The sequence below is a fragment of the bacterium genome, from assembly GCA_035945995.1.
Taxonomy (GTDB): domain Bacteria; phylum Sysuimicrobiota; class Sysuimicrobiia; order Sysuimicrobiales; family Segetimicrobiaceae; genus DASSJF01.
The window spans coordinates 1-24,981 of the sequence record DASYZR010000161.1 but is presented as its reverse complement, the minus strand read 5'-3'; the positions used below and the strand labels follow the sequence as shown (position 1 = coordinate 24,981).

Here is a 24,981-nt window from a genome sequence, read left to right as displayed (position 1 = left end):
CGCGAGGCGCGGGACAGGCCGGCAGGGCCGCACACGGCCCGCGTCGTAACAGAGCGCCGGCGGAAGAAACTCCCAGGCGCGGTCCAGAGGGACGGCGCGGAGACTGGTCTTTCGCGGGGAGGCGCTCATGGCGAAGGTCCTGCTCGAGCACGTGATCAAGCAGTTCGGCAACGTCACCGCGGTCAACGACGTCACGCTCGACATCCCGGACCGGCAGTTTACGGTTCTCGTCGGCCCGTCCGGCTGCGGCAAGACGACCTGTCTTCGGCTGATCGCGGGTCTCGAAGAAGCCACAGCGGGCAACATTTACATCGGCGATCGCGTCGTCAACGACGTGGCGCCGAAAGACCGCGACATCGCGATGGTTTTCCAGAATTACGCGCTCTACCCGCACATGACGGTCTACGACAACATGGCGTTCGGGCTGCGCCTGCGCAAGTACGCGCGGCCCGAGATCGACCGGCGCGTGAAAGAGGCCGCCGAGATGCTCGGCATTCAAACGCTCCTCGACCGGAAGCCGAAGCAGCTGTCCGGCGGCCAGCGCCAGCGCGTGGCGCTCGGCCGCGCGATCGTCCGCGAGCCGCAGGTGTTCCTGATGGACGAGCCGCTCAGCAACCTCGACGCGAAGCTCCGCGTCCAGACCCGCGCCGAGATCAAGAAACTCCACGCGCGCCTGCAGACGACCACCGTCTACGTCACGCACGACCAGGTCGAGGCGATGACGATGGGCGACCGCATCGTCGTGATGAAGGACGGCCTGGTGCAGCAGGTCGACTCGCCGATGAACCTCTACGAGCGGCCCGCGAACCTGTTCGTCGCCGGGTTCATCGGCTCGCCCGCGATGAACTTCCTGGAGACCAAACTCGCGCGCCAGGACGGGAAACTGCTGATCGACGGCGGCGTGTTCCGCGCCGAAGTGCCGCCGGAGCAGGGCGCCAAACTGGGGGAGTGGGTGGACAAGCCGGTGATCTTCGGCATCCGGCCGGAAGACGTCTCGGACCGGGCGCTGGCGCCGGGCTCGAACGGCGCGGTCCTGCGGGCGCAGGTCGACGTCCACGAGCCCCTCGGGTCGGACGTGATCCTCTACCTCAGCGCGGGGACGCACAGCCTCGTCGCGCGCGTGGACGCGCACACCCAGGCGCGGATGGGGCAGTCGACCGAGGTCGTTTTCAACATGAAGAAGATGCACGTCTTCAACCCGGAGACGCACGCGGCCATTTTATAAGGGCCAGCGAAGGGGCGAGGGGGCCGATCTGCTACCGGTTGCTACCGGCCGCGGTCGGTCTTCCGCTCGCCCCCAAGACGTGTTCTAGGACCTCGGTCGCCTGGACGTCCTGGGCCGCGCAAAAAGGTAGTCGCCTGTGATTGAAGTCAAGACGAGCGTTCGCCGTCGACTCATCGCAGCCAGATGGTTTTCTCCGCGGCGGGGGTGCGTCGGCGAACGGGAACTTCCGCCGGGTAGCCTGCATACATGATGCCGATGATACGCCGGTCCGCCGAAAGACCCAGCAGCTGGCGCAGACCCGGATCGTCCCGCAGCGCTCCGGTGCGGAAATAGGTCCCGAGGCCCTCGGCCCAGGCGCCGAGCATGAACGCGTACGCCGCGCCGTAGGTGGCCCAGACGTCTTCCTCCCTCCGTTCCGGGTCCTCGGCCACGTACGACGTGACGGCGATGATCAGCGGGGTGTCAACGGTATCCCGGTACACCTTGTCGAGTGCGGGTTGAACCTCCGGCGCATCCGGATTCGGCAGCGCCTTTCGGCGCGACGCGCGGCGGATGTCCGCGAACCGGCGCTTGGACTCGCCCTCGAGAACGAAGAACTGCCACGGCTCGGTCATGCGGTGGTTGGGGGCCCAGACCGCGGCATCCAGCAGCCGCGCCACTACGTCGGGTGGCACGGGATCGGGTTTCACTCTGGCGACGCTGCGACGCGTGCGGATCACATCGAGCACTGATGTTGGTGGTCCCGCGGTCATCGTACGATCATGCCTCCTTCCACCACGCCGCGTACAGACCGTGCACGCCCTCCAGCAGTACGCGAGGATCGCATGGCGCTCCTGCGCTCATTTCGAGGCCAGATCGCCGTCGATGAACAACCGGGAGGTGCCTTATGAGTCACGCGGATATCGCGGCCGCCAATCGAGCGTTTGAGGAGGCGGCGAAAAAACGGGACACGGAACGGCTGGCCGGTCTCTACACAGCGGACGCGATCGTCATGCCGCCTGACGGCCCGTTCGTGAAGGGGCGCGAAAACATCAGGCAACTCTGGGGCTCGGCGATCCAGCAGATGGGGCTGCGCGACGTCCGGCTCAACACCCTCGACCTCGACGTCGTAGGCGACACCGCGTACGAAGTCGGCGAGGCGGTGCTGACCCTGGAGTCGAGCGGCGCGACCGTCAAGTACGTAGTGGTGTGGAGGAAGGTCGACGGTTCGTGGCGGCTGCACCGCGACATCTTGGGCTCGGGGCGGTTGCACTCGTCGTGAAGGCAGGCGGCAAGTAGCGGGAAGGCGGACGCAGCAGACACCAAACAACTGAAAAATCGGCAGTCGAGGGGACGGGTCTCGACGGCCCGTTCCTTCCATTTTCCTCCGGTTCTCTCCTAGCGCGGGCCCCCGTCCGGCTTGGCGGGCGGCGCGACGAACGGCTGCAGAAACCGCGCAAACTCCATCGGGAAGATGAATTTCGTCGAGGCGCCCGCGCCCAGGGACTTGAGCGCCTCCAGATACTGCAGGCTCATCGTGTTCGTGTCCACGGTCTTCGCGACGCTGAAGATCTTGTCGAGCGCGAGCGAGAAGCCCTCGGCGCGCAGGATCGCGGCCTGACGGTCACCCTCGGCGTTGAGGATGGCGGCCTGCTTGGCCCCTTCGGCGATCGTGATCGCCGCCTGCTTCTTCCCGTCCGCCTCCGTGACGAGCGCCCGCCGGCTGCGCTCCGCGGACATCTGGCGGGTCATCGCCTCCTGGACGTCCTTGGGCGGCGTGATCTCTCTGATCTCGACCGTGGTCACCTTGACGCCCCACCGCTCGGTGACCTCGTCGAGTTTGGTGCGCAACACCTGGTTGATCTGATCGCGCTTCGCGAGCACGTCGTCGAGAATGATGTCGCCGATCACGGCTCTGAGGCCGGTGGTCGCGATGCCCTGGGCCGCCCCGGCGAAGTTGCCGACCTGGATCACGCTGAGTTGGGGGTCGATGACCTTCCAGTAGATCAGGAAGTCGATCGAGATCGGCGCGTTGTCCTTCGTAATGCACGTCTGCGCCGGGATCTCGAGATACACCTCGCGGAGGTCGACCCACACCGCCTTGTCCACGATCGGGATGAGGTACACGATGCCCGGCCCTTTCGGCCCAAAGCTGCGGCCGAGGCGGAACACCACGAGCCGCTGGTACTCACGGACCACCTTGATCCCGCTTCGGAGTCCCAGGGCGATGATGATCAGGACGGCAAGCACGAAGTACATGCGGATTCCCCCCTCTGGTACCGCCGGAGCGTTCGTGCCGGCGCGCCGCCGTTCCTCCGGCCCCCGCGCAAGGCGCGGGGGCCGGAGGAACCGTAACGAAAACGGCCCGCCGTGCCGGATGCCGGCGTGGCCGTGCCGATCAGGCGAGGGGCAGGCGCTCCACCATGAGAACCGAGTAGTCCAGGTTCTCGGCTTTCACGCCTGCCTGACGCAGCATGGCCATGACCTGCGCGCGATGGTGCACCTCGTGAAAGAGCAACTGACCGGCGATGCCGCCGGCGACCGTGCGGATGCGCACCGGCGGCGTGAAGAACCTGGCGACGTACTCGATCGGACGGCCGGGATCGTCCAGCTTGGCGAGCACCTCGCGCGTGACCGGCCGCTGCCGGTCCCACGCGGTGAGAAACGGTTCCAGCTCCGGAAGCCGCTCGGCGGTGAACGGGTTGTTCTTGACGTCGTAGTCCCGGCCGCTCAACCGCTGGACATACCCATACTCGGAGGCGGCGGTGTGCAGGAGCGTCGCCCGGATCGTCCCGAGGCCGATCGGGAACGTCCGCGTGTAGACCTCGGAGGGCTGCCCGCGCACCCAGCCGAGGAGCCTGGCGCGGGCCGTGACGAGGTAGTCAAAGAAGTACGCGAAGTTTACGGGTGGGGTGCTCATGGGGCCTAGGTTCGCCGCGGGCCGGCCCCGCGCCTCGCGCGGGGCCGGCGCCGATCCTAGTCCCGGATCGCGCTCAGATCGATGCGCCGCTGCACGAAGTTGACGTAGACCTCGCCGCGGCGGAAGAACGCGTTGTCGAGCACGGCGAGGTGGAACGGAATCGTCGTGCGAATCCCGCCGATTTCGAACTCCCCCAGCGCGCGCAGCATCCGGGCGACCGCCTCATCGCGCTCGCGGCCCCACGCGATCACCTTGGCGATCAGCGAGTCGTAGTGCGGGGGCATGGTGTATCCGGCGAAGGCGTGCGTGTCGACGCGCACGCCGGGACCGCCGGGCGGGATGAACGCGGTGATCGGTCCCGGCGACGGCAGGAACTCCCGCGAGGGGTCCTCGGCGTTCACCCGGCACTCGATCGCGTGGCCGCGCGGCTCGATCTCGCGCGCGACCGCGAGCCGCTCGCCGGCGGCGATGCGGATCTGCTCTTTGACGAGATCGACATCCGTGACCATCTCCGTCACGGGGTGCTCGACCTGGATGCGCGTGTTCATCTCCATGAAGTAGAAGTGCTCGCCGCCGTCCACGAGGAACTCGACCGTGCCGGCGTTGGCGTACCCGGCGACCTCCGCGGCCCGCACCGCGGCGCGCGTGAGGGCGCGCCGGAGACGCGGGGAGACGCCGGGCGACGGCGCCTCCTCGAGCAGCTTCTGATGCCGGCGCTGGACCGAGCAGTCGCGCTCGCCGAGCGCGATCGTCGTCCCCCGCCCGTCGGCGAGAATCTGCACCTCCACGTGCCGCGGCTCCTCGAGGTACTTCTCCACGTACAGCGCGCCGTCGCCGAACGCCGCTTCGGCTTCCGTGTGCGCCGCCGCCAGCGCCCGGCGCACGTCGTCGGCGGTGTGCACGATCCGCATCCCGCGCCCGCCGCCGCCGGCCGCCGCCTTGATGATCAGGGGGTACCCGATCGAGCGCGCCGCCGCGAGCGCCGCGGCTTCGTCGAGCACCGGCCCGGTGCTGCCCGGCACGACGGGGACGCCGGCGCGGCGCATCAGCTCCCGGGCCTTGGCTTTGTCGCCCATCTTCGCGATCGCCTCCGGCGACGGACCGATGAAGGTGATCTTGCAGTCGCGGCAGATCTCCGCGAAGTGGGCGTTTTCGGCGAGGAACCCGTAGCCCGGATGGATCGCGTCGACGTTGAGCAGCTCGGCGGTGCTCATGATGTTGGGGACGTTCAGGTAGCTGTCGCGCGCGGGCGCCGGACCGACGCAAAACGCTTCGTCCGCCATCTGGACGTGGAGGGCGCCGCGGTCGGCCTCGGAGTAAATGGCCACCGTCCGGAGGCCGAGCTCCCGGCAGGCGCGGATCACGCGGACGGCGATCTCCCCGCGGTTGGCGATCAGGACCTTCTTGAACATCGAGCGGTCAGGCGGCGGGGTCGACGAGGAAGAGGGGCTGCCCGTATTCCACGGGGGCGCCGTTCTCGGCCAGGACGCGCACGATGCGGCCGGCGACTTCACTCGGAATCTCGTTGAACATCTTCATCGCCTCGAGCACGCACACCGTCTGTCCGCGCTGCACGGTCTCGCCCTCGTTGACGAACGGCGGGGCGTCCGGCTTCGGCGCCCGGTAAAATGTCCCGACCATCGGCGCGACGATCGGCACGTAGCGGGCCGCGGGCTCCTCCCCGGGAACCGGCGCGCGGCCGGTCGCGCCGGAGGGTGGGGCGGCGTCGGCCGTCGCCGGCGGCACCGCGGCGGCGGTTTTCTTGACGTGCACCTTGACGTGCGGCGCGTCGACGACGAGCTCGGCGATGTCGGCTTCGGTCGCCAGACGGATGATGGCGCGGATTTCCTCGAGATCCAGCCGTTCGCGCTCGCCCATCGTCGCGAACCTCCTCAGGCGCGCGGCGCGGCGCCCTGCCCGGCGCCGTTGCCGTCCATCTCGCGGACGCGTCCGATGCGGCGGAACTTCTCATAACGGGCCGCGAGCAGCGCCTCGGCCGGCCGGTCCAGCAGGAGCGCCAGCCGGCGCCGGACCGCTCCCGCGACGGCCTCGGCGGCGGCTTCGCGGTCGGCGTGCGCGCCGCCGGCCGGCTCGGGGATGATCTCGTCGATGATGCCGAAGGCGGCGAGATCGGGCGCGGTGATCCGGAGTGATGCGGCCGCGTCCCGGCTGCGGGTCGCGTCCCGCCAGAGGATCGCCGCGCAGCCTTCCGGCGAGATGACCGAATACACCGCGTGCTCGAGCATGAGCACCGCGTCGCCGACCCCGATCGCGAGGGCGCCGCCGCTGCCCCCTTCGCCGGTGATGACGGTGACGATCGGGACGCGCAGCCGCGCCATCTCCAGCAGCGCCCGCGCGATCGCTTCGCTCTGCCCCCGCTCCTCGGCCTCCTTGCCGGGAAACGCGCCGGGCGTGTCAATCAGCGTGACGATCGGACACCGCAGCTTCTCGGCCAGCTTCATGATCCGGATCGCCTTGCGGTAGCCCTCCGGGTTCGGCATGCCGAAGTTGCGCGCGATGTTCTCGCGGGTGTCCCGGCCCTTGGCGTGGCCCAGCAGGGCGGCCGTCCGCCGGCCCCCGACCGGGGGCGTCTCGATCCATCCGAGCCCGGCGATGATCGCGGGGTCATCGCGACTCGTGCGGTCGCCGTGCAGCTCGACAAACTCCGTCGCCAGCGCGGCGATGTAGTCGCCGACCCGGGGCCGGTCCGGATGACGCGCCAGTTGGACGGTCTGCCAGGGCGAAGGCTCGCGGGCAATCGCTTCGCGCAAGTCCTGCGCACGGCCCTCGAGCACGGCGATCTGCGCGTTGAGGTCCATCCGCTGCTCGTTCGGAATCTTGCGCAGTTCGCCGATCTCCCGCTCGACGTCCGCGAGGGCCCGCGCCGCCGCCTCGCCCGCCGAGGTGGACGGACCGGCGGCCGGGCCGCCGGCCGGGGACGGCACCGGCGTCTCAGGCACCCGGCCGCGCCTCGCCGTCTGTCTCTCCCGCATTCGCGACGTCGTCCCCGGCGTCGCCGAGGGGCGCCGGCGGGGCACCGCCGGCGGCTTCGGCGGAAACCGTCCAGCCCGCCGATGCCCGGCCGCCGGCCCGCGCGGGGTCGATCGGCGCGCCGCACAGGCGCAGGAGGCGCCCGAGCGTCGCCCGCAGCTCGGCCCTGGGCACGATCCGGTCCAGCAACCCGTGCTCGAACACGAACTCCGACGTCTGGAAGCCCTCCGGGAGCTTCTGCCGGATGGTTTGCTCGATGACGCGGCGGCCGGCAAACCCGATGAGGGCGCCGGGCTCGGCCAGCACGACGTCGCCCTGAAACGCGAAGCTCGCGGCGACGCCGCCGGTCGTGGGATCGCAGAGCACGGAAATGAACGCCACGCCGGTCTCCGCCAGCCGCGCGAGCGCGACGCTGGTCTTGGCGAGCTGCATCAGAGACAACGTGCCTTCCTGCATCCGCGCGCCGCCCGAGGCGGAAAAGACGACCAGCGGGGAGCGCGTGGCGGCCGCCCGCTCGGCCGCGCGGGCGATCTTCTCCCCCACCACCGAGCCCATGCTCCCGCCGAGGAAGGCGAACTCCATCGCCGCCACCACCGCCGCGGCGCCTTCGATCGTGCCCGTGCCGCTGAGCACCGCTTCCGGCAGCCCCGTCCGCCGCTGGGCCTCGTCGATGCGCTCCGGATACGGCTTTTCATCGACAAAGGCGAGCGGGTCGTCCGGCGCCAGATCCCCGTCGAACTCCTGGAACGACCCGGCATCCAGCACGAGCGCGAGCCGCTCCGGCGCCGAGAGCCGGTAATGGTACCCGCATTTGGGGCAGACGCGGAAGGCGCGCTCGAGCTCGCGCCGGTAGTTGAGGCCGGCACAGCGGGGACATTTGATCCAGAGGCCCGCGGGGATCTCGCGGCGTCCCGACGAGGCGACCTTCGGCCGGCTCAGCCAGTTCAGCACGAGGACCCCGGGGGCGCTACCACGGCGCGATTATACCGTACGCGTTCCGGGGCGGCAAACGCGTGCTCGGCGGTAACCGGCCCGCGCGGGCGCGGATGTTATAATGAAGCACGCCGGGCAGGGATCCAGGGAGGGATTGGAAGATGGCGACAACGACACCGGGCGGGACGCCCGCCGGGCGGGAGAAGCGCACCCGCGGACGCTTCGGCTACGCGGCGGGCGTGGTGTGGGTCCTCGCGGCCCTCGTCGTGGGGACGGGGTTCGGCGGCCTCGTCCTTCCGCAGTATCTGCATCCGGTCTTTTCATCGCAGGCCGCGCCCCAGGCCCCGGCGCCGCAGCAACCGGCGGCGCCTCCGCCCGCTACGACGGCCCCGGCGCCGTCCGCGCCCGCACCGGCCGGTCCCGCGCCGGCGCCCGGGCTCACGCAGGAAGAGAACGTCGTCATCAACGTCGTCAGGCGGGTGCGGCCGTCGGTGGTCAACATCGACACCGAGGCGCAGGTCCAGACGGTCTTCGGCGTGTTTCCGCAGCAGGGCGCCGGGTCCGGCGTGATCGTGCGGCCGGACGGCTACATCCTCACGAACAACCACGTGGTGCAGGGCGCGCAAACGATCAAGGTGACCCTGCTGAGCGGCAAGGTGCTCAGCGGCAAGATCGTCGGGACGGATCCGATCGCCGATCTGGCCGTGATCAAGGTGTCGTCACCGGAGCCGCTGCCGGCCGCGCGGCTCGGTTCCAGCCGCGACCTGCAGGTCGGCCAACTGGCCATCGCCATCGGCAACCCGTTCGGTCTCGGCAGCACGGTGACGACCGGCGTGGTCAGCGCGCTCAACCGCAACATCCAGCTGCCCAACCTGATCGTGGAGAACCTGATCCAGACGTCCGCGCTGATCAATCCGGGCAACAGCGGCGGGGCGCTCGTGGACAGCGCCGGCGAGGTCGTCGGCGTCAACACCGCGATCATCCCGAACGCGCAGGGCATCGGCTTCGCGATTCCGAGCGACCTGGCGCGCGCCGAGATGCAGCAGCTGATCTCCTACGGCCGCGTCATCCGGCCCTGGGTCGGCGTGGAGTACGGCGGCGACCTCGACGCGCAGACGGCGCAGGCGTACCACATCGGCGTCCAGCACGGGGTGATCGTCCGCCGCGTCGAGCAGAGCTCGCCGGCAGCCAAGGCCGGCATCGCCGCGGGCGACATCATCACCGCCGTGGGCGGCGCGCAGGTCAACAGCTGGAGCGACTTCGTGCGGGACGTCATCAATAGGAAGATCGGCGATACCGTGACCCTCACCGTCGTGCGCGGGACGGCCACCCGCAGGGTCCCCGTCGTCCTGACCGAGCACCCGGCGGAACCGAAGTAGGCCCGGAGGCGGCGATGGAGCACGCGCTCATCCTCGACGCGGTGAAGGTGACCGAGGCGGCGGCGATCGCCGCCGGCCGTCACATGGGTGAAGGCGACACGAACCGGACCGACCAGGCGGCGGTCACCGCGATGCGGGACATGCTGGCCGACCTGCCGATCCACGGGCGCGTGGTGATCGGCGAGGGCGAGCGCGATCAGGCCCCGATGCTGTTCATCGGCGAGGACGTGGGGGCCGGCCAGGGGATCGCCGTCGATATCGCGGTGGACCCCGTCGAGGGCACCAACCTGGTGGCCCGGGGGCTGCCGAACGCGATCGCGATGCTCGCGATCGCGGAGCGCGGCGGGATCCTGCATGCGCCGGACATCTACATGGAAAAACTGGTCGTGCCGCCGCAGGCGGCGGGGAAGGTCGACCTGCGCTGGCCGCCGCAGCGCAATCTGCAGGTGCTCGCCGAGTGCCTCCGGCGGCGGATCGAAGACATCACCGTGGTGATCCTGGACCGTCCCCGGCATGCCGATCTGATCGGCGCCGTGCGGACCGCGGGCGCGCGCATCAAGCTCATCTCGGACGGTGACGTCGCGCCGGCGATCTCCGCCGCGGTGTCGGGGACGGCGGTGCACGCCGTGATGGGGATCGGCGGCGCTCCGGAGGGCGTGCTGACGGCGGCCGCGCTGCGGTGCCTCGGCGGCGAGATCCAGGGACGATTCTGGTACCGCAACGACGCCGAGCGGCTGCGCGCCCGCGAGATGGGCATCACCGATCCGGAGCGCATCTTCCGGACCGACGAGCTCTGCCCCGGCGGCAACCTGTTATTCGCGGCGACCGGCATCACGGACGGCGACCTCTTCCGCGGCGTCCGCTACTTCGGCGGCGGCGTCCGCACGCATTCCGTCGTCATGACCGCCGAGACCCGGCAGGTGCGCTTCGTCGACACGATCCACGTGCACGATCCGAGCCGCGTGGGGGTCATCCGGCTATAGCGTCCGTCACACAGGAACTGCGGCGGCTCGTCGCGGACGCGATCGCCCGCGCCGCCGCGGCCGGCGCCATCCCGGCGCCCTCCGGGGACCTGCCCGCGTTCGAAGTCGAGCCGCCCCGCGATCCGCGCCACGGCGACTACGCGGCCAACGTGGCGCTCATGCTGGCGGGCCCGCTGGGGCGGCCGCCGCGCGAGATCGCCTCGGCCGTGACGCGCCATCTCGCAGTACCGTCGCCGGAGCTTCGGGCCGCCGAGGTCGCCGGCCCGGGCTTTCTCAATCTCCATGTGGCGCCCGCGTTCGTGCACCGGTGGCTGCGCCGGGTCCCTCGGGAGGACCGCCGCTTCGGATGGACCGACGCCGGCGGCGGCCGGCGGGTGCTGGTGGAATACGTCAGCGCGAACCCAACCGGGCCGCTGCACGTAGGAACGGGACGCAACGGAGCGGTGGGCGAGACGATCGCCCGCCTGCTGGAGGCGCTGGGCTACGCGGTGGCGCGGGAGTACTACGTGAACGACTACGGCACCCAGGTCGACACGCTGGCGCTGTCGGTCGAGGCCCGGTACCTCGAGGCGCTCGGGCGGCCCGCGGCCTTTCCCGAGGACGGCTATCAGGGCGACTACGTCCGGGAGATCGCCGCGCGCCTCGTCGAAGAGCAGGGTCCCCGGCTCGCGGACCGGCCGCCCGAGGAGCGGCTGCCGGTGGTGCGTGAGACCGCGCTGCGCCTCATGCTGGAACAGATCCGCGCGACCCTCGAGGCGTTCGGGGTCACGTTCGACCGGTGGTTCAGCGAGCGCACGCTCCACGAAAGCGGCGCCGTGGAGCGGTGTCTGGACGACCTGCGGCGCCGCGGCGTCGTGTACGAGGAGGACGGGGCCCTGTGGTTCCGCTCGACGCAGTTCGGCGACGACAAGGACCGCGTCGTCGTGCGGCGCGACGGGCGGCCGACCTACTTCGCGGCGGACATCCCGTACCACCTCGACAAGTACGCGCGCGGCTTCGAACACCTCATCGACGTCTGGGGCGTGGACCACATCGGCGATACGGCGCGGGTCAACGGCGGCCTCGCAGCACTCGGGCATGATCCCGCCACGCTCGAGTTCGTCATCTACCAGCACGTCCGACTCCGCAACGAGGGTGAAGTCGTGCGGATGAGCAAACGCCGTGGCGAGTTCGTGACCCTCGGCGAGCTCATCGACGCGGTGGGCCGCGACGCCGCGCGGTTTTTCTTCGTGATGACGAGCCCGTCGGTGCCGATGGACTTCGATTTCGCCCTGGCGGCGCGCCAATCGCAGGAAAACCCTGTATACTATGTTCAGTACGCGCATGCCCGCATCGCGAGCATCCTGCGTGAGGCGGACCGGCTGGGCGTGCCCCGGCCGGAGGCCGAGACGACGGATCTCTCGCCGCTGGACACATCCGAAGAGTGGGGTCTTGCCAAGCGGATCGTCGCGCTGCCCGACGTGGTGCAGGCGGCCGGCACACGGCGCGAGCCGCAGCGGCTGTGCGCGTATGCGCGGGACTTGGCCGAGGCGTTCCACGTGTTCTACGGGCAGCGCCGGGTGCTCACGGACGACGCCGCGGTGACGGCGGCGCGGCTGGTGCTGGTCGATGCCGCGCGGCGGGTGCTGCGGAACACCCTGGACCTCGTGGGCGTGGACGCCGTCGAGCGCATGTAGGCGGGGAATAGGGAGGAGAAGTTTGCCGTACGGCGAATACGCGCGCAACATTCATGGCCCGTCCGCGCTCTGCCCGTTTGTGACGACCGGCCCGCGTACGCCGACGCCTCCAGCCGGCGATGTCTTCCCACCCGCGCCGCGGTTCGCCGACCTGCCGTCCCGGGCGCATCATTCGCGGCGGCAATTTGCACGACGATGGCAGGCCGAAGACAAAGAGGGAGGAGACGCATGATGAGGGGGAGGGCGACGGCAATCACGCAGCGGCTCGCAGCCGCGGCCGCCGGCGCGGGCCTGGTGCTCGCGGCGATCGGACCGGCGGGCGCGTCGATGTACTCGGACACGCAGAACAGCCCCTACGCCCGTGCGATCGAGAAGGTCTCGGTGGTCGGCGTGCTGAGCGGGTTTCCCGACGGCACGTTCAAACCGGACCAGCCCATCGCGCGCCTCGGCGCCGTCGAGGCCCTGGCGCGCGGACTGGACGTCAAAGGAAGCGGCACCATCCCGAACTTCAAGGATCTCGCCGAGATCCCCGACGCCGACCGGCCGATCATCGCCGCCCTGCTGAACACCGGCGCGGCGTCCCAGCAAAAAGCCGAGACCCAGCAGGACGCCGTCGCCTACACGCTCACGACGGACAAGGCCGTCTACGCCATCGACGACCCGGTCGACCTCACGTTCACGATCAAGAACACCGGCAAGGACGACGTGAAGTTCGAATTTCCGACGACGCAGTACTACGATTTTGTGATCAAGCATGGCAGCGAGGAGGTCGCGCGGTGGTCGCTGGGGCAGGCGTTCGTCCCGAACCCGCCGCCGCTGTTCCTCGCCGCGGGAAAGGCGATTTCGTTCAACACGCGCTGGCTGCAGAAAGATCAGGATAGCAACGTCGTCGGGCCGGGTACCTACAATATAAGCGCCGTCTTCCTGTTGAAAGACAAGCCGGTCACAGTCAACCTGGAGTTCCAGAAGGGCCTGCTCACCGCGTTTCCCGACAACACTTTCCGGCCGGCCGCCCAGATCACGCGGGCCGAGTTCGCGGCGCTGCTCGTCCGGGCGGTGGGGCTGCAGGGCGAGGCGACGCAGAAGGCGCAGACGCCGCTCACGGTGACCGACGCCGCGGAGGTCCCGCCGCCGCTGCACGGGTACGTCGCGGCGGCGATCGACCATAAGCTCCTCGCGGTGACGGGCAACGCGTTCCGGCCGACCGCGCCAACCACGCGCGCGGAGGCGGCGGGGGCGCTCGCCGCGATCATGGATGCGCAGAACCGGTTCCACTGGGTCAAGGGCACGCTGGCGGCGGTCGGCAAGGGGGACATCACCGTGGCCGACGCGCAGAAGGCGGTCACCAGTTACGCGCTGACCCCCCACATCGCCGTTTACCGGAATGACAAGCCGGCGGCGCCGGCCGATCTCAAAGCGAACGACCAGATCCTGCTGCTGCTCACGGGCCCGCGGGGGCGCGCCGGGTACATCGAAGCCACCGGACCCTAGTCCACGCGGGCCACGAACGCACCGGAGCCCGCCGCGCGCCGGGGAGGCGGGCGTGGAGGTGTGGCGGGTGTGGCGATCGCAGAGCTCGAGGGGAAGAGCTTCACCGAACTCCAGGACCTCGCCAAAGAACTGAACATCCAGAACTTTCGACGCTATCGCAAACAGGAGCTGATCATGAAGATCTTGCAAGCCCAAACCGAGCAGAGCGGGCTGATGTTCCGCTCGGGCATCCTCGAGATCATGCAGGAGGGGTACGGGTTCCTCCGCACCAGCGGCTACCTGCCGGGATCCGAGGACATCTACGTGTCCCCATCGCAGATCAAGCGATTCGGCCTCCGCGTCGGCGACGAGGTGCTGGGGCAGGTCCGCGCGCCCAAGGACAACGAAAAGTACTACGCGCTGCTGCGCGTCGAAGCCGTCAACGGCCTCGACCCCGAGCAGGCGCGCTCGCGGCCGGACTTCGAAAAGCTGACCCCGGTCTTCCCGCACGAGCGGCTCAAGCTCGAACTGCCGCAGAGCGACCTGACCGTCCGGATCGTCGACCTCTTCGCGCCGATCGGCAAAGGGCAGCGGGCCATGATCGTCTCGCCGCCCAAGGCCGGCAAGACGACGCTGCTCAAGAAAATCGGGCAGAGCATCGTGCAGAACCACCAGGAAATCTACCTGATGGTGCTGCTGCTCGACGAGCGGCCGGAAGAGGTCACGGACATGCGCCGCTCGGTGGAAGCCGAGGTCGTCGCCTCCACGTTCGACCGGCCCCCGGAAGAGCACGTGCAGGTGGCCGATCTGGTGCTCGAGCGGGCGAAGCGGCTCGTGGAGGGGGGCCGGGACGTGGTGGTCCTGCTGGACAGCCTGACGCGCTTCTCGCGCGCGAACAACCTCGTGATCCCTCCGAGCGGCCGGACGCTGTCGGGCGGCCTCGATCCCGCGGCGCTCCACCGTCCGAAGCGGTTCTTCGGGGCCGCCCGGAAGATCGAGGAGGGCGGGAGCATCACGATCGTGGCGACCGCGCTGATCGATACCGGCAGCCGCATGGACGACGTGATCTACGAGGAGTTCAAGGGCACCGGCAACATGGAACTCCACCTCAACCGCAAGCTCCAGGAACGGCGGACGTTCCCGGCGATCGACATCAAGCTGTCCGGGACGCGGCGCGAGGAGCTGCTGCTGACGGAAGAGGAGCTCCGGAAGGTCTGGGTGCTCCGCAAGAGCCTGGAGTCGCTGGACACGGTCGCGATGACCGAGTTGATCCTCGACCGGCTCCGCAAGACGCCGAACAACCAGGGCTTCCTGCGCTCGATCATTAAGAGCGCGGAGGACGATACGTAGCGGAACAGACCGCGAACTCAGGCGGGCATCGGGCGCAGACCCGATTTTTGCGCCGTGCCCGCCGCACCGCAGGAATCGCCGCCGCCCATAGGAAAGAAAACGGGCGGGGGAAGCCCAGCGTACACGGCAAGGACCGCCCGGTGAAGTCTGCGACAGCCGGCCGGCGTCCAGACACCGCACAACCGCGCGTCACGTTACCCCCGTACGTCGCGTATCTCGGCAATCGACGGCCTTACGGGAGGACTGATGGCGACCGCCGGGGAGCGTGCGTCCGCGGGCGTGTTGGTGGGATTCGCCGCGGCGGTGTCTCTCGTGCTTCCCCTGTCCGGGCTCGGACCGGCCGCCAGCGGCGGCGGGCGTGCCGCGTCGAATGCGCCGCGTCCTCCCGAGGTGGTGCGCGCGGCCGTGCATCTGCGCCTGCCCAATCTGCCTCTGCCGGTCGTGACGGCCCGGGCCTCCGGTTCCGCGACGCATACGATCGCGGCCGGTGACACGTTGTGGAACGTCGCGCGGTCCTCGGGGGTGACCGTCGAGGCGCTGGCCGCCGCGAACGGTTTGTCGAAACGCGACATCCTGCGCCTCGGCCGCGTCCTCCGGGTCCCCGCATCGGGCACGGTGGTCCCGGCGCACCCCGCCTCGAGGCCGGCCGTCCCGCCTCGAGCGGCGGAGGGTTCGGGCGTGCCGGCGACGGTCCCGGCGGCCATTCCTGCGTCTCCTGCCAAGGCGGCGCGGCGGTTTGCGCTGCGATGGCCGTCCGCCGGAATCGTCACCTCGCGCTTCGGCTGGCGCGTCCACCCCATCTTCGGACGCCGCGAATTTCACACCGGCATGGATATCGCCACGCGATACGGGTCTCCGGTGGTCGCCGCGCGGTCCGGCATCGTCCGCTTCGTCGGATGGATGGCGGGATATGGACGGCTGGTCGTGGTCGACCACGACGGCGGGGTCGAGACCTCGTACTCGCATCTGTCGTCCGCGCTGGTGAACCCCGGAGATCGGGTCGCCGCGGGCCAGGTGATCGGGCGCATCGGCAATTCGGGCTGGAGCACCGGTCCGCACCTGTTCTTCGAGGTCCGGCGGAACGGCGTTCCGGTCGACCCGGCCCGCTATTTGAACTGACCCCGCGGGCAAGCAGACCCTGCCGTTGATGCCTACGGCGTGCCCCAGTACGTCCAGGACGTCCTGGCGGCCCGTTTGCGCGGCCGTAGACGGCTGTGGTAAAATTAAGTTTGTCCCTTTTTGAGCCGCGGGTCCGCGCCGCGTTGACCTGCCGCCGAAGTAGGGCAGACCGTGCCGTTGTTCCAGGCGGCCCCTGGACGTCCTGGCTCACGCCGTAGGCCGCCGCGGCGGTGTTGATCGACGCGCTTTGATGAACGCATCCAAGGAGTTGCGCCATGAAGAAAGACATCCATCCAAGCTATCGCCAGACCACGGTCACGTGCGCCTGCGGCGAGACCTTTACGACCGGGTCCACCCACGAGAACATCCGCGTGGAAATCTGCTCGAAGTGCCATCCGTTCTACACCGGGCAGCGCAAGTTCGTGGACTCCGAGGGGCGCGTGCAGAAGTTTGCCAAGAAGTACGGTCTTCGGATCTAAGCCCGCACCGAACCCGCCGCGTCTTCCCAGCATGCCGGTGTCCGGCCGGACCGCGCCCGAGATCGCCGGCCCCGTCTGGCGCGGGGCGGACCGCCCGCAGGAGGCGTAAGTGCGGCAGGAATACGTGGCCCGGCTCGAGGCTCAGGAGGCGCGGTATCAGGACCTGACCCGCGCCCTCGCCGATCCGTCCGTTCTCGGCGACCCCGAGCGGTACCGCCGCGTGGCGCGCGAGCAGGCGGGACTGGCGGAGATCGTCGACGCGCTCACCGAGTACCGCCGCGTCGCGCGGGAATTGACGGAGACCGAGCACCTGCTCCGGTCCGAGACGGATGTCGAGCTGCGCGCGCTCGCGGAAGCCGAGCGCGCGACGCTGGCCGGGCGGCGCGCGGCCCTGGAGCAGCGGCTGGAGACGCTCTTGCTGCCGCGCGATCCGCGCGACCAACGCGACGTCATCATTGAGATCCGCGCCGGTACCGGCGGCGAAGAGGCCGCCCTGTTCGCCGGCGATCTCGCCCGGATGTACGGCCGGTACGCCGAGCGGCGCGGCTGGCGTTCCGAGATTCTCTCCAGCAGCCCCACGGGACTCGGCGGGTTCAAGGAAATCGTGCTCGGCATCGAAGGGCGCGGCGCGTACAGCCGGCTGAAGTACGAAAGCGGCGTGCACCGCGTTCAGCGCGTGCCGGCCACCGAGGCCGGCGGCCGGATCCACACGTCCACCGCGACCGTCGCCGTGCTGCCGGAGGCCGAAGACGTCGAGGTCGTCATCCGGCCCGACGAGCTCCAGATCGACACGTATCGGGCCGGCGGCGCCGGCGGACAGAACGTGAACAAGGTGGAGACGGCGGTGCGCATCACGCACCTGCCGACCGGGCTCGTCATCGCGTGCCAGGACGAGCGGTCCCAGCATCAAAACCGCGAAAAGGCGATGCGGATCCTGCGGGCGCACCTCCTCGAGCAGGCCGTCGAGAAGCAGAAGGCGGAGATCGCCGAGACGCGCCGCCGCCAGGTCGGATCGGGCGAGCGGAGCGAGAAGATCCGGACCTACAATTTTCCTCAGGACCGCGTGACGGATCATCGGATCGGCAAGACCATCCACAACCTGCCCGGCGTGCTGGATGGGAACCTCGACGACGTGATCGAGGGGCTCGCCGCGGCGGAGCGGCTCGAAAGCCTGACGGCGCCGGCGGGATCATGACGCGCCGCGCCGCGGTGCAGGCCCCGCGGAGCCGGTCCGAGGCCCGCGCGTGGGGCACCGACCGCCTTCGGCAGGCGGGACTCGACGACCGCGCGGCCTGGGTCGAGGCGGATCTCCTGCTCCGGCACGCCGCCGCGCTGACGCGCGAGGAACTCCTGCTCCGGCCCGCCGTCCCGCTGCCGCGGGAAGCGGCCGAGGCCTACGCCGTCCTGATCGCGCGCCGCGCGGCGGGATGGCCCGCGGCGTACCTCACCGGCCGGCGGGAGTTTTGCGGTCTGCCCCTCGACGTGGACGCGCGCGTGCTCATCCCGCGTCCGGAGACCGAGCGGCTGGTCGAGGTGGTGGCCGCCGCGCTGGCCGCCCGTCCCGCCCCGCTGATCGTCGACGTGGGGACCGGCAGCGGGGCGATCGCGCTCGCCCTCGCGCACCGGCTGCCGGCCGCGCGCGTGATCGGGATCGATCTTTCGGCGGACGCCCTCGAGGTCGCGCGGTCGAACGCCGCCCGCCTCGGCCTGGCGGACCGGATCGACTGGCTCGGCGGCGACGTTCTCGAGCCGCTTGCCGGCCGCATCGGCCGGGGTGGTGCGGACGCGATCTGTGCCAACCCGCCGTACGTGCCCACTCCCGAGATCGGCGCGCTGGCGCGCGAAATACGCGACCACGAGCCGATGGGCGCGCTGGACGGCGGACCGGACGGGCTCGCGGTGCACCGGCGGATCGCCGGCGCCGCGGCCGCGTACCTTCGGCCCGGCGGTCTGCTCGCGCTCGAGACCTCGGCGCTGGGGGACCAGGCGCGCGCGGTCGCCGCGCTGATCGCGTCCCAAGGGACGTTCGCGCCGGCGGAGATCGTCCTCGACTATGCCGGATTCCAGCGTGTCGTGATCGCCGAGCGGCTGCTCGACGCCGCGGCCCCGTCTATGCGGGGCGGGCGGGTGGCGGGAATGGGGGGCGGGGAGTGATCAGGGGACAAGCCACGCATCTAATGCAGGTCCTGGCCGTCGATCCGGCCTCGCAGGACGTGCCGAGGCAGGCCGTGCGGACTCTGCTCGAGGGCGGCCTCGTCGTGTTCCCGACCGACACCTACTACGCCCTGGGCGCGGCGGCGGGTAACGCCGAGGCGGTGGCGCGCGTCTTCGCCGCGAAGGGCCGGTCCGCGACCGATCCGCTGCCGGTGCTCGTGGCCGGCGTCGACCAGTGGCGGATGGCCGCGGCCGAGATTCCCGATCTCGCCCTCCGGCTCGCCGAACGGTTCTGGCCCGGGCCGCTCACGATCGTCTGCCGGCGGGCGCCGTACCTGCCGCCGCTGCTGACCGGGGGTGGCGACACAATCGGCGTGCGCCAGCCGGCCGTGCCGCTGGCCCAGGCGCTCTGCCGGGCCCTCGGCATGCCCATCACGGGGACGAGCGCCAACTCGCACGACAGCCCGCCGCCGGTGACGGCGATCGAGGTCGGGATGGATCTCGGAGGGAAGGTCGGCCTGATCCTGGACGGCGGCGCCTGCGCCGGCGGCCATCCGTCGACGGTGATCGACGTGACCCGCACACCCCCCGTGATCGTCCGCCCCGGCGCGGTCACGGCCGAGGCCCTGCGCGCGGTGGCCGGGACCGTGCTCGAACCGGCCTGAAGGACGCCGCGACCGTGCGCCCCACGCCGGAGTGCAGGGTTCGACGGCGCGGCGCTGGAAATGAGCGGCGCCCTCAAGCGGTCGCCGCCCGCGCGACGAACGCTTGCGCCGGAAGGAGGCGCGTACCGTGGATGAGCTTCGCCGCACCGATCCCGAGATCGCCGACGCCATCGCCCACGACATCGACCGGCAGCGGTACTACGTCAACCTGATCGCCTCGGAGAACTACGCGAGCCGCGCGGTGCTCGAAGCGCTCGGCAGCGTGATGACGAACAAGTACGCCGAGGGCTATCCTGGGAAGCGCTACTACGGCGGCTGCGAGTTCGTCGACGTCGCCGAGCGGCTGGCGATCGACCGGGTGCGCACGCTGTTCGGCGCGGAGCACGCGAACGTCCAGCCGCATGCCGGGGCGCAGGCCAACATGGCGGCGTACTTCGCCTTCATCAAGCCGGGCGACGCGGTACTGGCGATGAACCTCGCCCACGGCGGACATCTCACCCACGGCAGCCCGGTCAATTTCTCCGGCCAACTCTACCGCATCATCCCGTACGGCGTCGCCCCGGAGTCGGAGCGCATCGATTACGCCGAACTCGCCCGGCTGGCGCGCGAGCACCGGCCGAAGATCGTCGTGTCCGGGGCGACGGCCTACTCGCGGCAATTCGACTTTCCCGCGATCCGGTCGATCTGCGACGAGGTGGGGGCCGTCATGATGGTGGACATGGCCCACTTCGCCGGGCTCGTCGCCGGCAAGGTCCATCCGGACCCGGTGCCGTACGCCGACGTCGTGACCTCGACGACGCACAAGACGCTCCGCGGCCCCCGGGGCGGCATGATCCTCTGCAAAGAACGGTACGCGCAGGCGGTCGACAAGGCCGTGTTCCCCGGCACACAGGGCGGCCCGTTGATGCACGCCGTCGCCGCCAAGGCCGTCTGCTTCAAGGAAGCGATGCAGCCGCAGTTCCGCGCGTACGCCGAGCGGATCGTGGAGAACGCGCGGACGCTCGCCGAGGAGTTCGTGCGGCGCGGCTACCACGTCGTGTCCGGCGGGACCGACAATCACCTCGTTCTGGTCGACGTGCGCAGCAAGGGGCTCACGGGACGCAAAGCCGAGCGCGCGCTCGACGGCGCGCACATCGTCGTGAACAAGAACATGATTCCGTTCGATCCGGAAAAGCCGATGACGACGAGCGGCATCAGGATCGGCACCGCCGCGATGACGACGCGCGGCATGCGTCCGGCGGAGATGCGCATCATCACCGGCTGGATGGACACGGTGCTGGGCGCGCCGGAGGACGCCGCGGTCCAGGGCCGGGTTCGGGACGATGTGCGGGCCCTCTGCGCCGCCTTCCCGATCTACCCCGAGCCGGTCGGAGCGGCGCTGGGCTAGCCCGCGTGCGGTGTAATGCAGCGGCCGTCGTGGGACGAGTACTTCATGAGCCTCGCGCACCTGGCCGCGACGCGGTCGACGTGCCTGCGGCGGCATGTGGGCGCCGTGATCGTCAAAGACCGGATGGTGCTCAGCACGGGGTACAACGACACGCCGCGCGGCCTGCCCAACTGCGGCGACGGGGGATGCGCCCGCTGCGCGTCGGCCGCGTCTTCGGGCCAGGCACTCGACACGTGCCTCTGTCTGCACGCGGAGCAGAACGCGATCGTCCAGGCGGCCTACCACGGCGTCACGATCGCCGGGGGGACGATCTACTGCACGCATCAGCCGTGCCTCACGTGCGCCAAGATGATCGTGAACGGCGGTCTGGTGCGGATCGTCTACGACGAGCCGTATCCCGATGCGGTCGCCGAGCAGCTGCTGCGCGACGCCTCGGTGGAGTTCGCCCGTTTCTCGCGGGCGCCGGCCGCCGCCGGATCGTAGGCGCCGCGGCCATCCATTGACCGGCGGCCGCATCCCGTACAGCGCTCCGGTTGTCCGTCCCGCGCGCCGGATGCTATAATGTGCCGTCGTAGTGAACGCACGGGAGGCGAGGATGCATGGAACGGGTGAGCCTGGGCGCCCAGGCGCGGGCGGCGACGGGAAAGGGCTGGGCTCGGCGCGCGCGCCGGGACGGTCTGATCCCCGCGGTGCTCTACGGCCGCGGGCGGACGCCGCGGCCGCTCGCGGTGCCGCGCAAGGACCTCGTCACGGCGCTCCACACCGCCGGGCGTAACGCCCTGATCGACCTCCGGGTCGCGCAGGACGGCGAGGCGCAGACGGAGACCGTGATGATCGAAGAGATCCAGCGCGACCACATACGGCGCGAGATCCTGCACGTCGACCTGCACCTGATCAGCCTCACCGAGGCGCTCGAGGTCAGCGTGCCCGTGGTGCTCAGCGGCACGCCGGAGGGCGTCACCGCCGGCGGCGGGGTCCTCGACCAGCACCTGCGCGAGGTGGAGGTGCGCTGCCTCCCGACGCAGATTCCCGATCGCTTTACCGTGGACGTGAGCCTGTTGCGCGTCGGCGGATCGCTCCACGTCAGTGACCTGCGCGTGGGCGAGGGCGTCGAGATCCTGACACCGCCGGAGGAAGTCATCGCCGCGGTCGTGGCCGCTGCCGCCGAGGAAGAGGCGGCCGCCGCGCCGGAGGCCGAAGCGGCGGCGGAGCCCGAGGTCGTGGGACGCGCCGCTGCCGAGGGCGAGGCCCCGGCCGAAGAGGGCGCAAAGGCGAAGGCCGAGGCCAAGCCGGCCAAGTCCGAGAAGAAAGAGTAGCGCGTCGCCGGACTGCGGAGGCGCGGGTTGGTGCATGAGGGGCGTGGGATGGGGCCGCGCCCCTCATCCTTATGACCTGAGATGATCGCCATCGTGGGCCTCGGCAATCCCGGCCGCCGCTATCGCGGAACGCGCCACAACGTAGGCCGCGAGGTCGCGGAGCAGGTCGCGGCCACACTCGGCGTCCGGCTGGCCGGTGACGGTTGGGCGCGTACGGCGCGCGCGAAATTCGGGAGGGCCGCGGTCTTCCTCGCCGTTCCCGAGACGTACATGAACGTGAGCGGCCAGGCGGTCGCGGATCTGGCGCGCCGCCGCCGGCTCGCGCCCGAGAATCTCCTCGTCGTTCATGACGACCTCGATCTCCCGCTCGGCCGGCTGCGGCTCAGGCCGGGCAACGGCGCCGGGGGCCACAACGGCGTCCGCTCCATCATCGAACATCTCGGGACCAGGGGCTTTCCCCGCCTTCGCGTCGGCATCGGGCGTCCGCCGGCCGGGGTCGCGGCGGAGACGTTCGTACTCGAGCGGTTCACGACCGAGGAACGGACGGTGATCGATGAAGCCGTCGAACGCGCGGCCAACGCCGCGCTCGCCGTGGTGAGCGACGGGCTCGAAGCGGCGATGAACCGCGTCAACCCGCGCGATGCAGCGCCGGGCGGCGCCCCCGGGAAGGCGGCCGGCGCGGCGCGGCGGCGTGGAGCCGAGGATGCCTGAGGCCCGGTCCCCCGCCGCCGGTCCGGACGGGGAAGCATCCCCGCGCGCTCCGGGTCCCGGGCGCGCGGAACGGAACTTTTCCGGTGCCGGCGGCGCTTTGTCGGGTGAAGGCGCTTCCGGGAGCTCAATCGTGACCGAGGCCGTATCAACGCTGGGCGGTGTGATGGACGCCGGGTCACAAGCCGGCGAGGCCGGCGCGCATCGGCTCGCCGCGTTCGAAGAGCTCCTGGGCCGCCATCTCCGGAACATCTACCGCGTCGCCTTCCGGTTGGCCGGCAACGCGGATGACGCGGAAGACCTGATGCAGGAGGCGGTGGCCGAGGCGTTTCGCGCCTTCGACCGGTACCAACCCGGCACCTATTTCGACCGGTGGGTCTACCGCATCATGCACCGGACCCACATCGACTGGATCCGCCGGCGCCGGCGGCGGCCGGAAGTGTCCCTCGACGCGCCCGCGGCGGACGAGGGCGGTCCGCTCCTCGCGCGGTTCGGCGACACGCAGGCGGATCCGCAGCACCTGACCGAGACGGCGGACCTGGACGGTCCCATTCAGGCCGCGCTGGACGCGCTGCCGCCGGAGTTCCGGACGGTCGTCGTTCTTGCGGATATCGAGGGCCTTTCGTATGATGAAATCGCGGCCGCCGTCGTCTGTCCGGTGGGGACCGTTCGTTCTCGGTTGCACCGGGCGCGCGAGGCGTTGCGGGTGGCGCTGCGGCCGTGGCTGGCCGGCCGAAAGGGAGGAGCGCAACGGTGAGCCCTCACGTGGCCGAGCGCCTCTCGGCGTACCTCGACGGGGCGCTGCCGGCGTCGGATCTGGAGCACGTCCAGGCGCATCTCGAGATCTGCGCGGCATGCGGGCGCGCGTACGACGAACTGCGCGCGCTGCGCGGGCTGCTGCGTGGTCTGCCGGACCCGGCCGTGCCGGCCGGATTGGCGGAGCGGATTCACTGGCGCCTCGCCCGTGAAGAGGCGGACTACCGGCCCTCGCCGTGGGACGCGGTGCGGGCGTGGCTGCCGCGGCCGCCGGTCGCCCGTCCGCTGCGGCTCGCGCTGGCCGGAGCGACGGCGCTGATCGTGATGGGCCTGCCGTTGGGATGGGTATCCGGATGGTTCGTTCCGCGCGGAACGTCGTTCGACGCCGACGCATATGTGCGCGACTATTTGCTGCTGTCGTCCGACCGCCTGACGGACGACGTGACCCGAACGGTGATCGCCAACACCGCGCTCCCGGAGTCCACGTCCTCGAGGTAACATGACCCCACGCCTGCGCCGCCGGATCGCCTTCCTGGCGGCCTGTGCCCTCTTGGGAGCGCTCGTGCCCGACCGCCCCGCGATCGGGGCGCCGGGCGACGAGCCGATTCAGTGGCTCACCGCCGCCGCACTGGCGCCGCGCCGCGTCAGCTACCTTGGGACGAAGACGGTCACCGTCTGGGCGCAGACGGTCCGCGCGTCCGAGGTGCGGGTGTACCATGAGGCCCCCGGCCGAACGCGGCTCGAATACCTGGCGGCCGGCGATCAACCCGAGCGCGTCGTCGTAATCTCCGGCGGCCGCCAGATCGAGTTCGTGCCCGGCCGTCCGCGGTACGTCGAGGGCCCGGCCTCGCAGACCGACGAGGACGCGCTCACCCGGCAAATTCTCCCCCAGGTGGCGGCGAATTATGACGTGCATTTTGCCGGCGCCGAGCGGGTCGCGGGCCGGCCGACCCGCATCGTCGAGATCCAGGGCAAGCTGCCCGGCCGGCCCCGTCTCCGACTGTGGATCGATGCGCAGACGCGCCTCATTCTGCGCCTGGAGCGGTACGGGCCCGCGGGCGCCCTGCGCGAGACATCGGCATTTCTGACCGTGCAGCTGCAACCGGCGTTCGCGCCGGACCTGTTCACTGTTGCGATCCCGCCGGGCGCGCAGGTGGTGACCCGGCAGCCCCGTCAGGCGCTGACCATCGAAGAGATCTCACGCCGGGTCGGGTTCATCCCGCAGTTGCCGGCGTACCTGCCGCCGGGCTACCGGTTCGTCCGGTCCAACGTCGCGTCGATTCACGGTACGCCGACCGCGACGTTCGTCTTCACCGACGGCGTCGCGACGATGACGCTGTTCGAGAGCCGCGGCCCGCAGGTCGAAGGGGGTCCCGGGCAGCGCGTGCGCGTGGGCACGGCGGAAGGCACGGTCCAGGCCCGCGGCGTCGCCACCGTCCTCCACTGGAATGCGAACGGCATTTCCTTCACGCTCGTCGGCGACATCGCCTC

26 protein-coding genes are annotated in these 24,981 nt (G+C 70.5%); 19 read left to right on the top strand and 7 right to left on the bottom strand.

Annotation, left to right across the window (positions count from 1 at the left end; all coding sequences use genetic code 11):
* Positions 1-127 precede the first annotated feature (127 nt).
* A complete protein-coding gene (gene ugpC / locus VGZ23_19070) occupies positions 128-1,225 on the top strand; it encodes a sn-glycerol-3-phosphate ABC transporter ATP-binding protein UgpC (protein HEV2359697.1) in 1,098 nt (365 codons plus the stop codon).
* Between the two features lie 170 nt (positions 1,226-1,395).
* On the opposite strand, the gene VGZ23_19065 is transcribed toward ugpC, so the two are convergent.
* Complete coding sequence (locus VGZ23_19065) at positions 1,396-1,977, bottom strand: nitroreductase (protein HEV2359696.1); 582 nt, start codon at positions 1,975-1,977, stop codon at positions 1,396-1,398.
* Between the two features lie 134 nt (positions 1,978-2,111).
* On the opposite strand from VGZ23_19065, the gene VGZ23_19060 reads away from it, so the two are divergent.
* Positions 2,112-2,486 carry a DUF4440 domain-containing protein gene (locus VGZ23_19060; protein HEV2359695.1) on the top strand — a complete coding sequence of 125 codons (375 nt, stop codon included), beginning with the start codon at positions 2,112-2,114 and terminating at the stop codon, positions 2,484-2,486.
* 116 nt (positions 2,487-2,602) lie between these two features.
* Here VGZ23_19060 and VGZ23_19055 read toward each other — a convergent pair whose 3' ends face one another.
* From VGZ23_19055 to accD, 6 genes are all read right to left on the bottom strand, one after another.
* Positions 2,603-3,463: an SPFH domain-containing protein gene (locus tag VGZ23_19055; protein HEV2359694.1), complete on the bottom strand. Its 861-nt coding sequence runs from the start codon at positions 3,461-3,463 to the stop codon at positions 2,603-2,605.
* Positions 3,464-3,602: 139 nt separating this feature from the next.
* Entirely contained in the window at positions 3,603-4,124 is a 522-nt protein-coding gene (locus tag VGZ23_19050; protein HEV2359693.1) for a DinB family protein, read from the bottom strand.
* A 56-nt stretch (positions 4,125-4,180) separates the two neighbouring features.
* Complete coding sequence (accC, locus tag VGZ23_19045) at positions 4,181-5,536, bottom strand: acetyl-CoA carboxylase biotin carboxylase subunit (protein HEV2359692.1); 1,356 nt, start codon at positions 5,534-5,536, stop codon at positions 4,181-4,183.
* A gap of 7 nt (positions 5,537-5,543) precedes the next feature.
* Positions 5,544-6,002, bottom strand: coding sequence for an acetyl-CoA carboxylase biotin carboxyl carrier protein (gene accB, locus VGZ23_19040; protein ID HEV2359691.1), 459 nt, complete (start codon positions 6,000-6,002; stop codon positions 5,544-5,546).
* Between the two features lie 14 nt (positions 6,003-6,016).
* The gene (locus VGZ23_19035; GenBank protein HEV2359690.1) at positions 6,017-7,084 is read right to left on the bottom strand and encodes an acetyl-CoA carboxylase carboxyltransferase subunit alpha; all 1,068 of its coding nucleotides are present in this window, start codon (positions 7,082-7,084) and stop codon (positions 6,017-6,019) included.
* Complete coding sequence (gene accD, locus VGZ23_19030) at positions 7,077-8,066, bottom strand: acetyl-CoA carboxylase, carboxyltransferase subunit beta (protein ID HEV2359689.1); 990 nt, start codon at positions 8,064-8,066, stop codon at positions 7,077-7,079. The genes VGZ23_19035 and accD overlap by 8 nt, the downstream gene beginning before the upstream one ends.
* 143 nt (positions 8,067-8,209) lie before the next feature.
* Between accD and VGZ23_19025 the strand changes: the two genes are divergently transcribed.
* From VGZ23_19025 to VGZ23_18945, 17 genes are all read left to right on the top strand, one after another.
* A complete protein-coding gene (locus tag VGZ23_19025) occupies positions 8,210-9,427 on the top strand; it encodes a trypsin-like peptidase domain-containing protein (GenBank protein HEV2359688.1) in 1,218 nt (405 codons plus the stop codon).
* Between the two features lie 14 nt (positions 9,428-9,441).
* On the top strand, positions 9,442-10,410 hold the full coding sequence (glpX, locus tag VGZ23_19020; GenBank protein HEV2359687.1) for a class II fructose-bisphosphatase: 969 nt from the start codon (positions 9,442-9,444) through the stop codon (positions 10,408-10,410).
* A complete protein-coding gene (argS, locus tag VGZ23_19015; protein ID HEV2359686.1) occupies positions 10,407-12,086 on the top strand; it encodes an arginine--tRNA ligase in 1,680 nt (559 codons plus the stop codon). The genes glpX and argS overlap by 4 nt, the downstream gene beginning before the upstream one ends.
* A gap of 228 nt (positions 12,087-12,314) precedes the next feature.
* A complete protein-coding gene (locus tag VGZ23_19010; GenBank protein HEV2359685.1) occupies positions 12,315-13,577 on the top strand; it encodes an S-layer homology domain-containing protein in 1,263 nt (420 codons plus the stop codon).
* Between the two features lie 69 nt (positions 13,578-13,646).
* Entirely contained in the window at positions 13,647-14,906 is a 1,260-nt protein-coding gene (gene rho, locus VGZ23_19005; GenBank protein ID HEV2359684.1) for a transcription termination factor Rho, read from the top strand.
* A 246-nt stretch (positions 14,907-15,152) separates the two neighbouring features.
* Positions 15,153-16,025: a M23 family metallopeptidase gene (locus tag VGZ23_19000; GenBank protein ID HEV2359683.1), complete on the top strand. Its 873-nt coding sequence runs from the start codon at positions 15,153-15,155 to the stop codon at positions 16,023-16,025.
* Between the two features lie 275 nt (positions 16,026-16,300).
* On the top strand, positions 16,301-16,504 hold the full coding sequence (gene rpmE / locus VGZ23_18995) for a 50S ribosomal protein L31 (GenBank protein HEV2359682.1): 204 nt from the start codon (positions 16,301-16,303) through the stop codon (positions 16,502-16,504).
* A 109-nt stretch (positions 16,505-16,613) separates the two neighbouring features.
* The gene (gene prfA, locus VGZ23_18990; protein ID HEV2359681.1) at positions 16,614-17,699 is read left to right on the top strand and encodes a peptide chain release factor 1; all 1,086 of its coding nucleotides are present in this window, start codon (positions 16,614-16,616) and stop codon (positions 17,697-17,699) included.
* On the top strand, positions 17,696-18,658 hold the full coding sequence (prmC, locus tag VGZ23_18985; GenBank protein HEV2359680.1) for a peptide chain release factor N(5)-glutamine methyltransferase: 963 nt from the start codon (positions 17,696-17,698) through the stop codon (positions 18,656-18,658). Before prfA ends, prmC begins: the two co-directional genes overlap by 4 nt.
* Complete coding sequence (locus VGZ23_18980; GenBank protein ID HEV2359679.1) at positions 18,655-19,323, top strand: L-threonylcarbamoyladenylate synthase; 669 nt, start codon at positions 18,655-18,657, stop codon at positions 19,321-19,323. The genes prmC and VGZ23_18980 overlap by 4 nt, the downstream gene beginning before the upstream one ends.
* Positions 19,324-19,450: 127 nt before the next feature.
* Entirely contained in the window at positions 19,451-20,710 is a 1,260-nt protein-coding gene (gene glyA / locus VGZ23_18975; GenBank protein ID HEV2359678.1) for a serine hydroxymethyltransferase, read from the top strand.
* A 15-nt stretch (positions 20,711-20,725) separates the two neighbouring features.
* Positions 20,726-21,193 carry a cytidine/deoxycytidylate deaminase family protein gene (locus VGZ23_18970; GenBank protein HEV2359677.1) on the top strand — a complete coding sequence of 156 codons (468 nt, stop codon included), beginning with the start codon at positions 20,726-20,728 and terminating at the stop codon, positions 21,191-21,193.
* Positions 21,194-21,309: 116 nt separating this feature from the next.
* Positions 21,310-22,026, top strand: coding sequence for a 50S ribosomal protein L25 (locus tag VGZ23_18965; protein HEV2359676.1), 717 nt, complete (start codon positions 21,310-21,312; stop codon positions 22,024-22,026).
* An 81-nt stretch (positions 22,027-22,107) separates the two neighbouring features.
* Entirely contained in the window at positions 22,108-22,737 is a 630-nt protein-coding gene (gene pth / locus VGZ23_18960; GenBank protein ID HEV2359675.1) for an aminoacyl-tRNA hydrolase, read from the top strand.
* A 130-nt stretch (positions 22,738-22,867) separates the two neighbouring features.
* Positions 22,868-23,491, top strand: coding sequence for a sigma-70 family RNA polymerase sigma factor (locus VGZ23_18955; protein HEV2359674.1), 624 nt, complete (start codon positions 22,868-22,870; stop codon positions 23,489-23,491).
* Complete coding sequence (locus VGZ23_18950) at positions 23,488-23,988, top strand: zf-HC2 domain-containing protein (GenBank protein ID HEV2359673.1); 501 nt, start codon at positions 23,488-23,490, stop codon at positions 23,986-23,988. The genes VGZ23_18955 and VGZ23_18950 overlap by 4 nt, the downstream gene beginning before the upstream one ends.
* Before the next feature lies 1 nt (position 23,989).
* A partial coding sequence (locus VGZ23_18945) for a sigma-E factor regulatory protein RseB domain-containing protein (GenBank protein HEV2359672.1) occupies positions 23,990-24,981 on the top strand: 992 nt, incomplete at its 3' end.

Coding starts and splice junctions, on each gene's coding strand:
- glpX (HEV2359687.1), top strand. CDS start 9,442: ATGGAGCACGCGCTCATCCTCGACGCGGTGAAGGTGACCGAGGCGGCG.
- VGZ23_18970 (HEV2359677.1), top strand. CDS start 20,726: ATGCAGCGGCCGTCGTGGGACGAGTACTTCATGAGCCTCGCGCACCTG.
- VGZ23_18965 (HEV2359676.1), top strand. CDS start 21,310: ATGGAACGGGTGAGCCTGGGCGCCCAGGCGCGGGCGGCGACGGGAAAG.
- VGZ23_19065 (HEV2359696.1), bottom strand. CDS start 1,977: ATGACCGCGGGACCACCAACATCAGTGCTCGATGTGATCCGCACGCGT.
- VGZ23_19025 (HEV2359688.1), top strand. CDS start 8,210: ATGGCGACAACGACACCGGGCGGGACGCCCGCCGGGCGGGAGAAGCGC.
- VGZ23_19050 (HEV2359693.1), bottom strand. CDS start 4,124: ATGAGCACCCCACCCGTAAACTTCGCGTACTTCTTTGACTACCTCGTC.
- rpmE (HEV2359682.1), top strand. CDS start 16,301: ATGAAGAAAGACATCCATCCAAGCTATCGCCAGACCACGGTCACGTGC.
- accB (HEV2359691.1), bottom strand. CDS start 6,002: ATGGGCGAGCGCGAACGGCTGGATCTCGAGGAAATCCGCGCCATCATC.
- pth (HEV2359675.1), top strand. CDS start 22,108: ATGATCGCCATCGTGGGCCTCGGCAATCCCGGCCGCCGCTATCGCGGA.
- accC (HEV2359692.1), bottom strand. CDS start 5,536: ATGTTCAAGAAGGTCCTGATCGCCAACCGCGGGGAGATCGCCGTCCGC.
- prmC (HEV2359680.1), top strand. CDS start 17,696: ATGACGCGCCGCGCCGCGGTGCAGGCCCCGCGGAGCCGGTCCGAGGCC.
- VGZ23_19055 (HEV2359694.1), bottom strand. CDS start 3,463: ATGTACTTCGTGCTTGCCGTCCTGATCATCATCGCCCTGGGACTCCGA.
- VGZ23_19000 (HEV2359683.1), top strand. CDS start 15,153: ATGGCGACCGCCGGGGAGCGTGCGTCCGCGGGCGTGTTGGTGGGATTC.
- ugpC (HEV2359697.1), top strand. CDS start 128: ATGGCGAAGGTCCTGCTCGAGCACGTGATCAAGCAGTTCGGCAACGTC.
- VGZ23_19060 (HEV2359695.1), top strand. CDS start 2,112: ATGAGTCACGCGGATATCGCGGCCGCCAATCGAGCGTTTGAGGAGGCG.
- VGZ23_19010 (HEV2359685.1), top strand. CDS start 12,315: ATGATGAGGGGGAGGGCGACGGCAATCACGCAGCGGCTCGCAGCCGCG.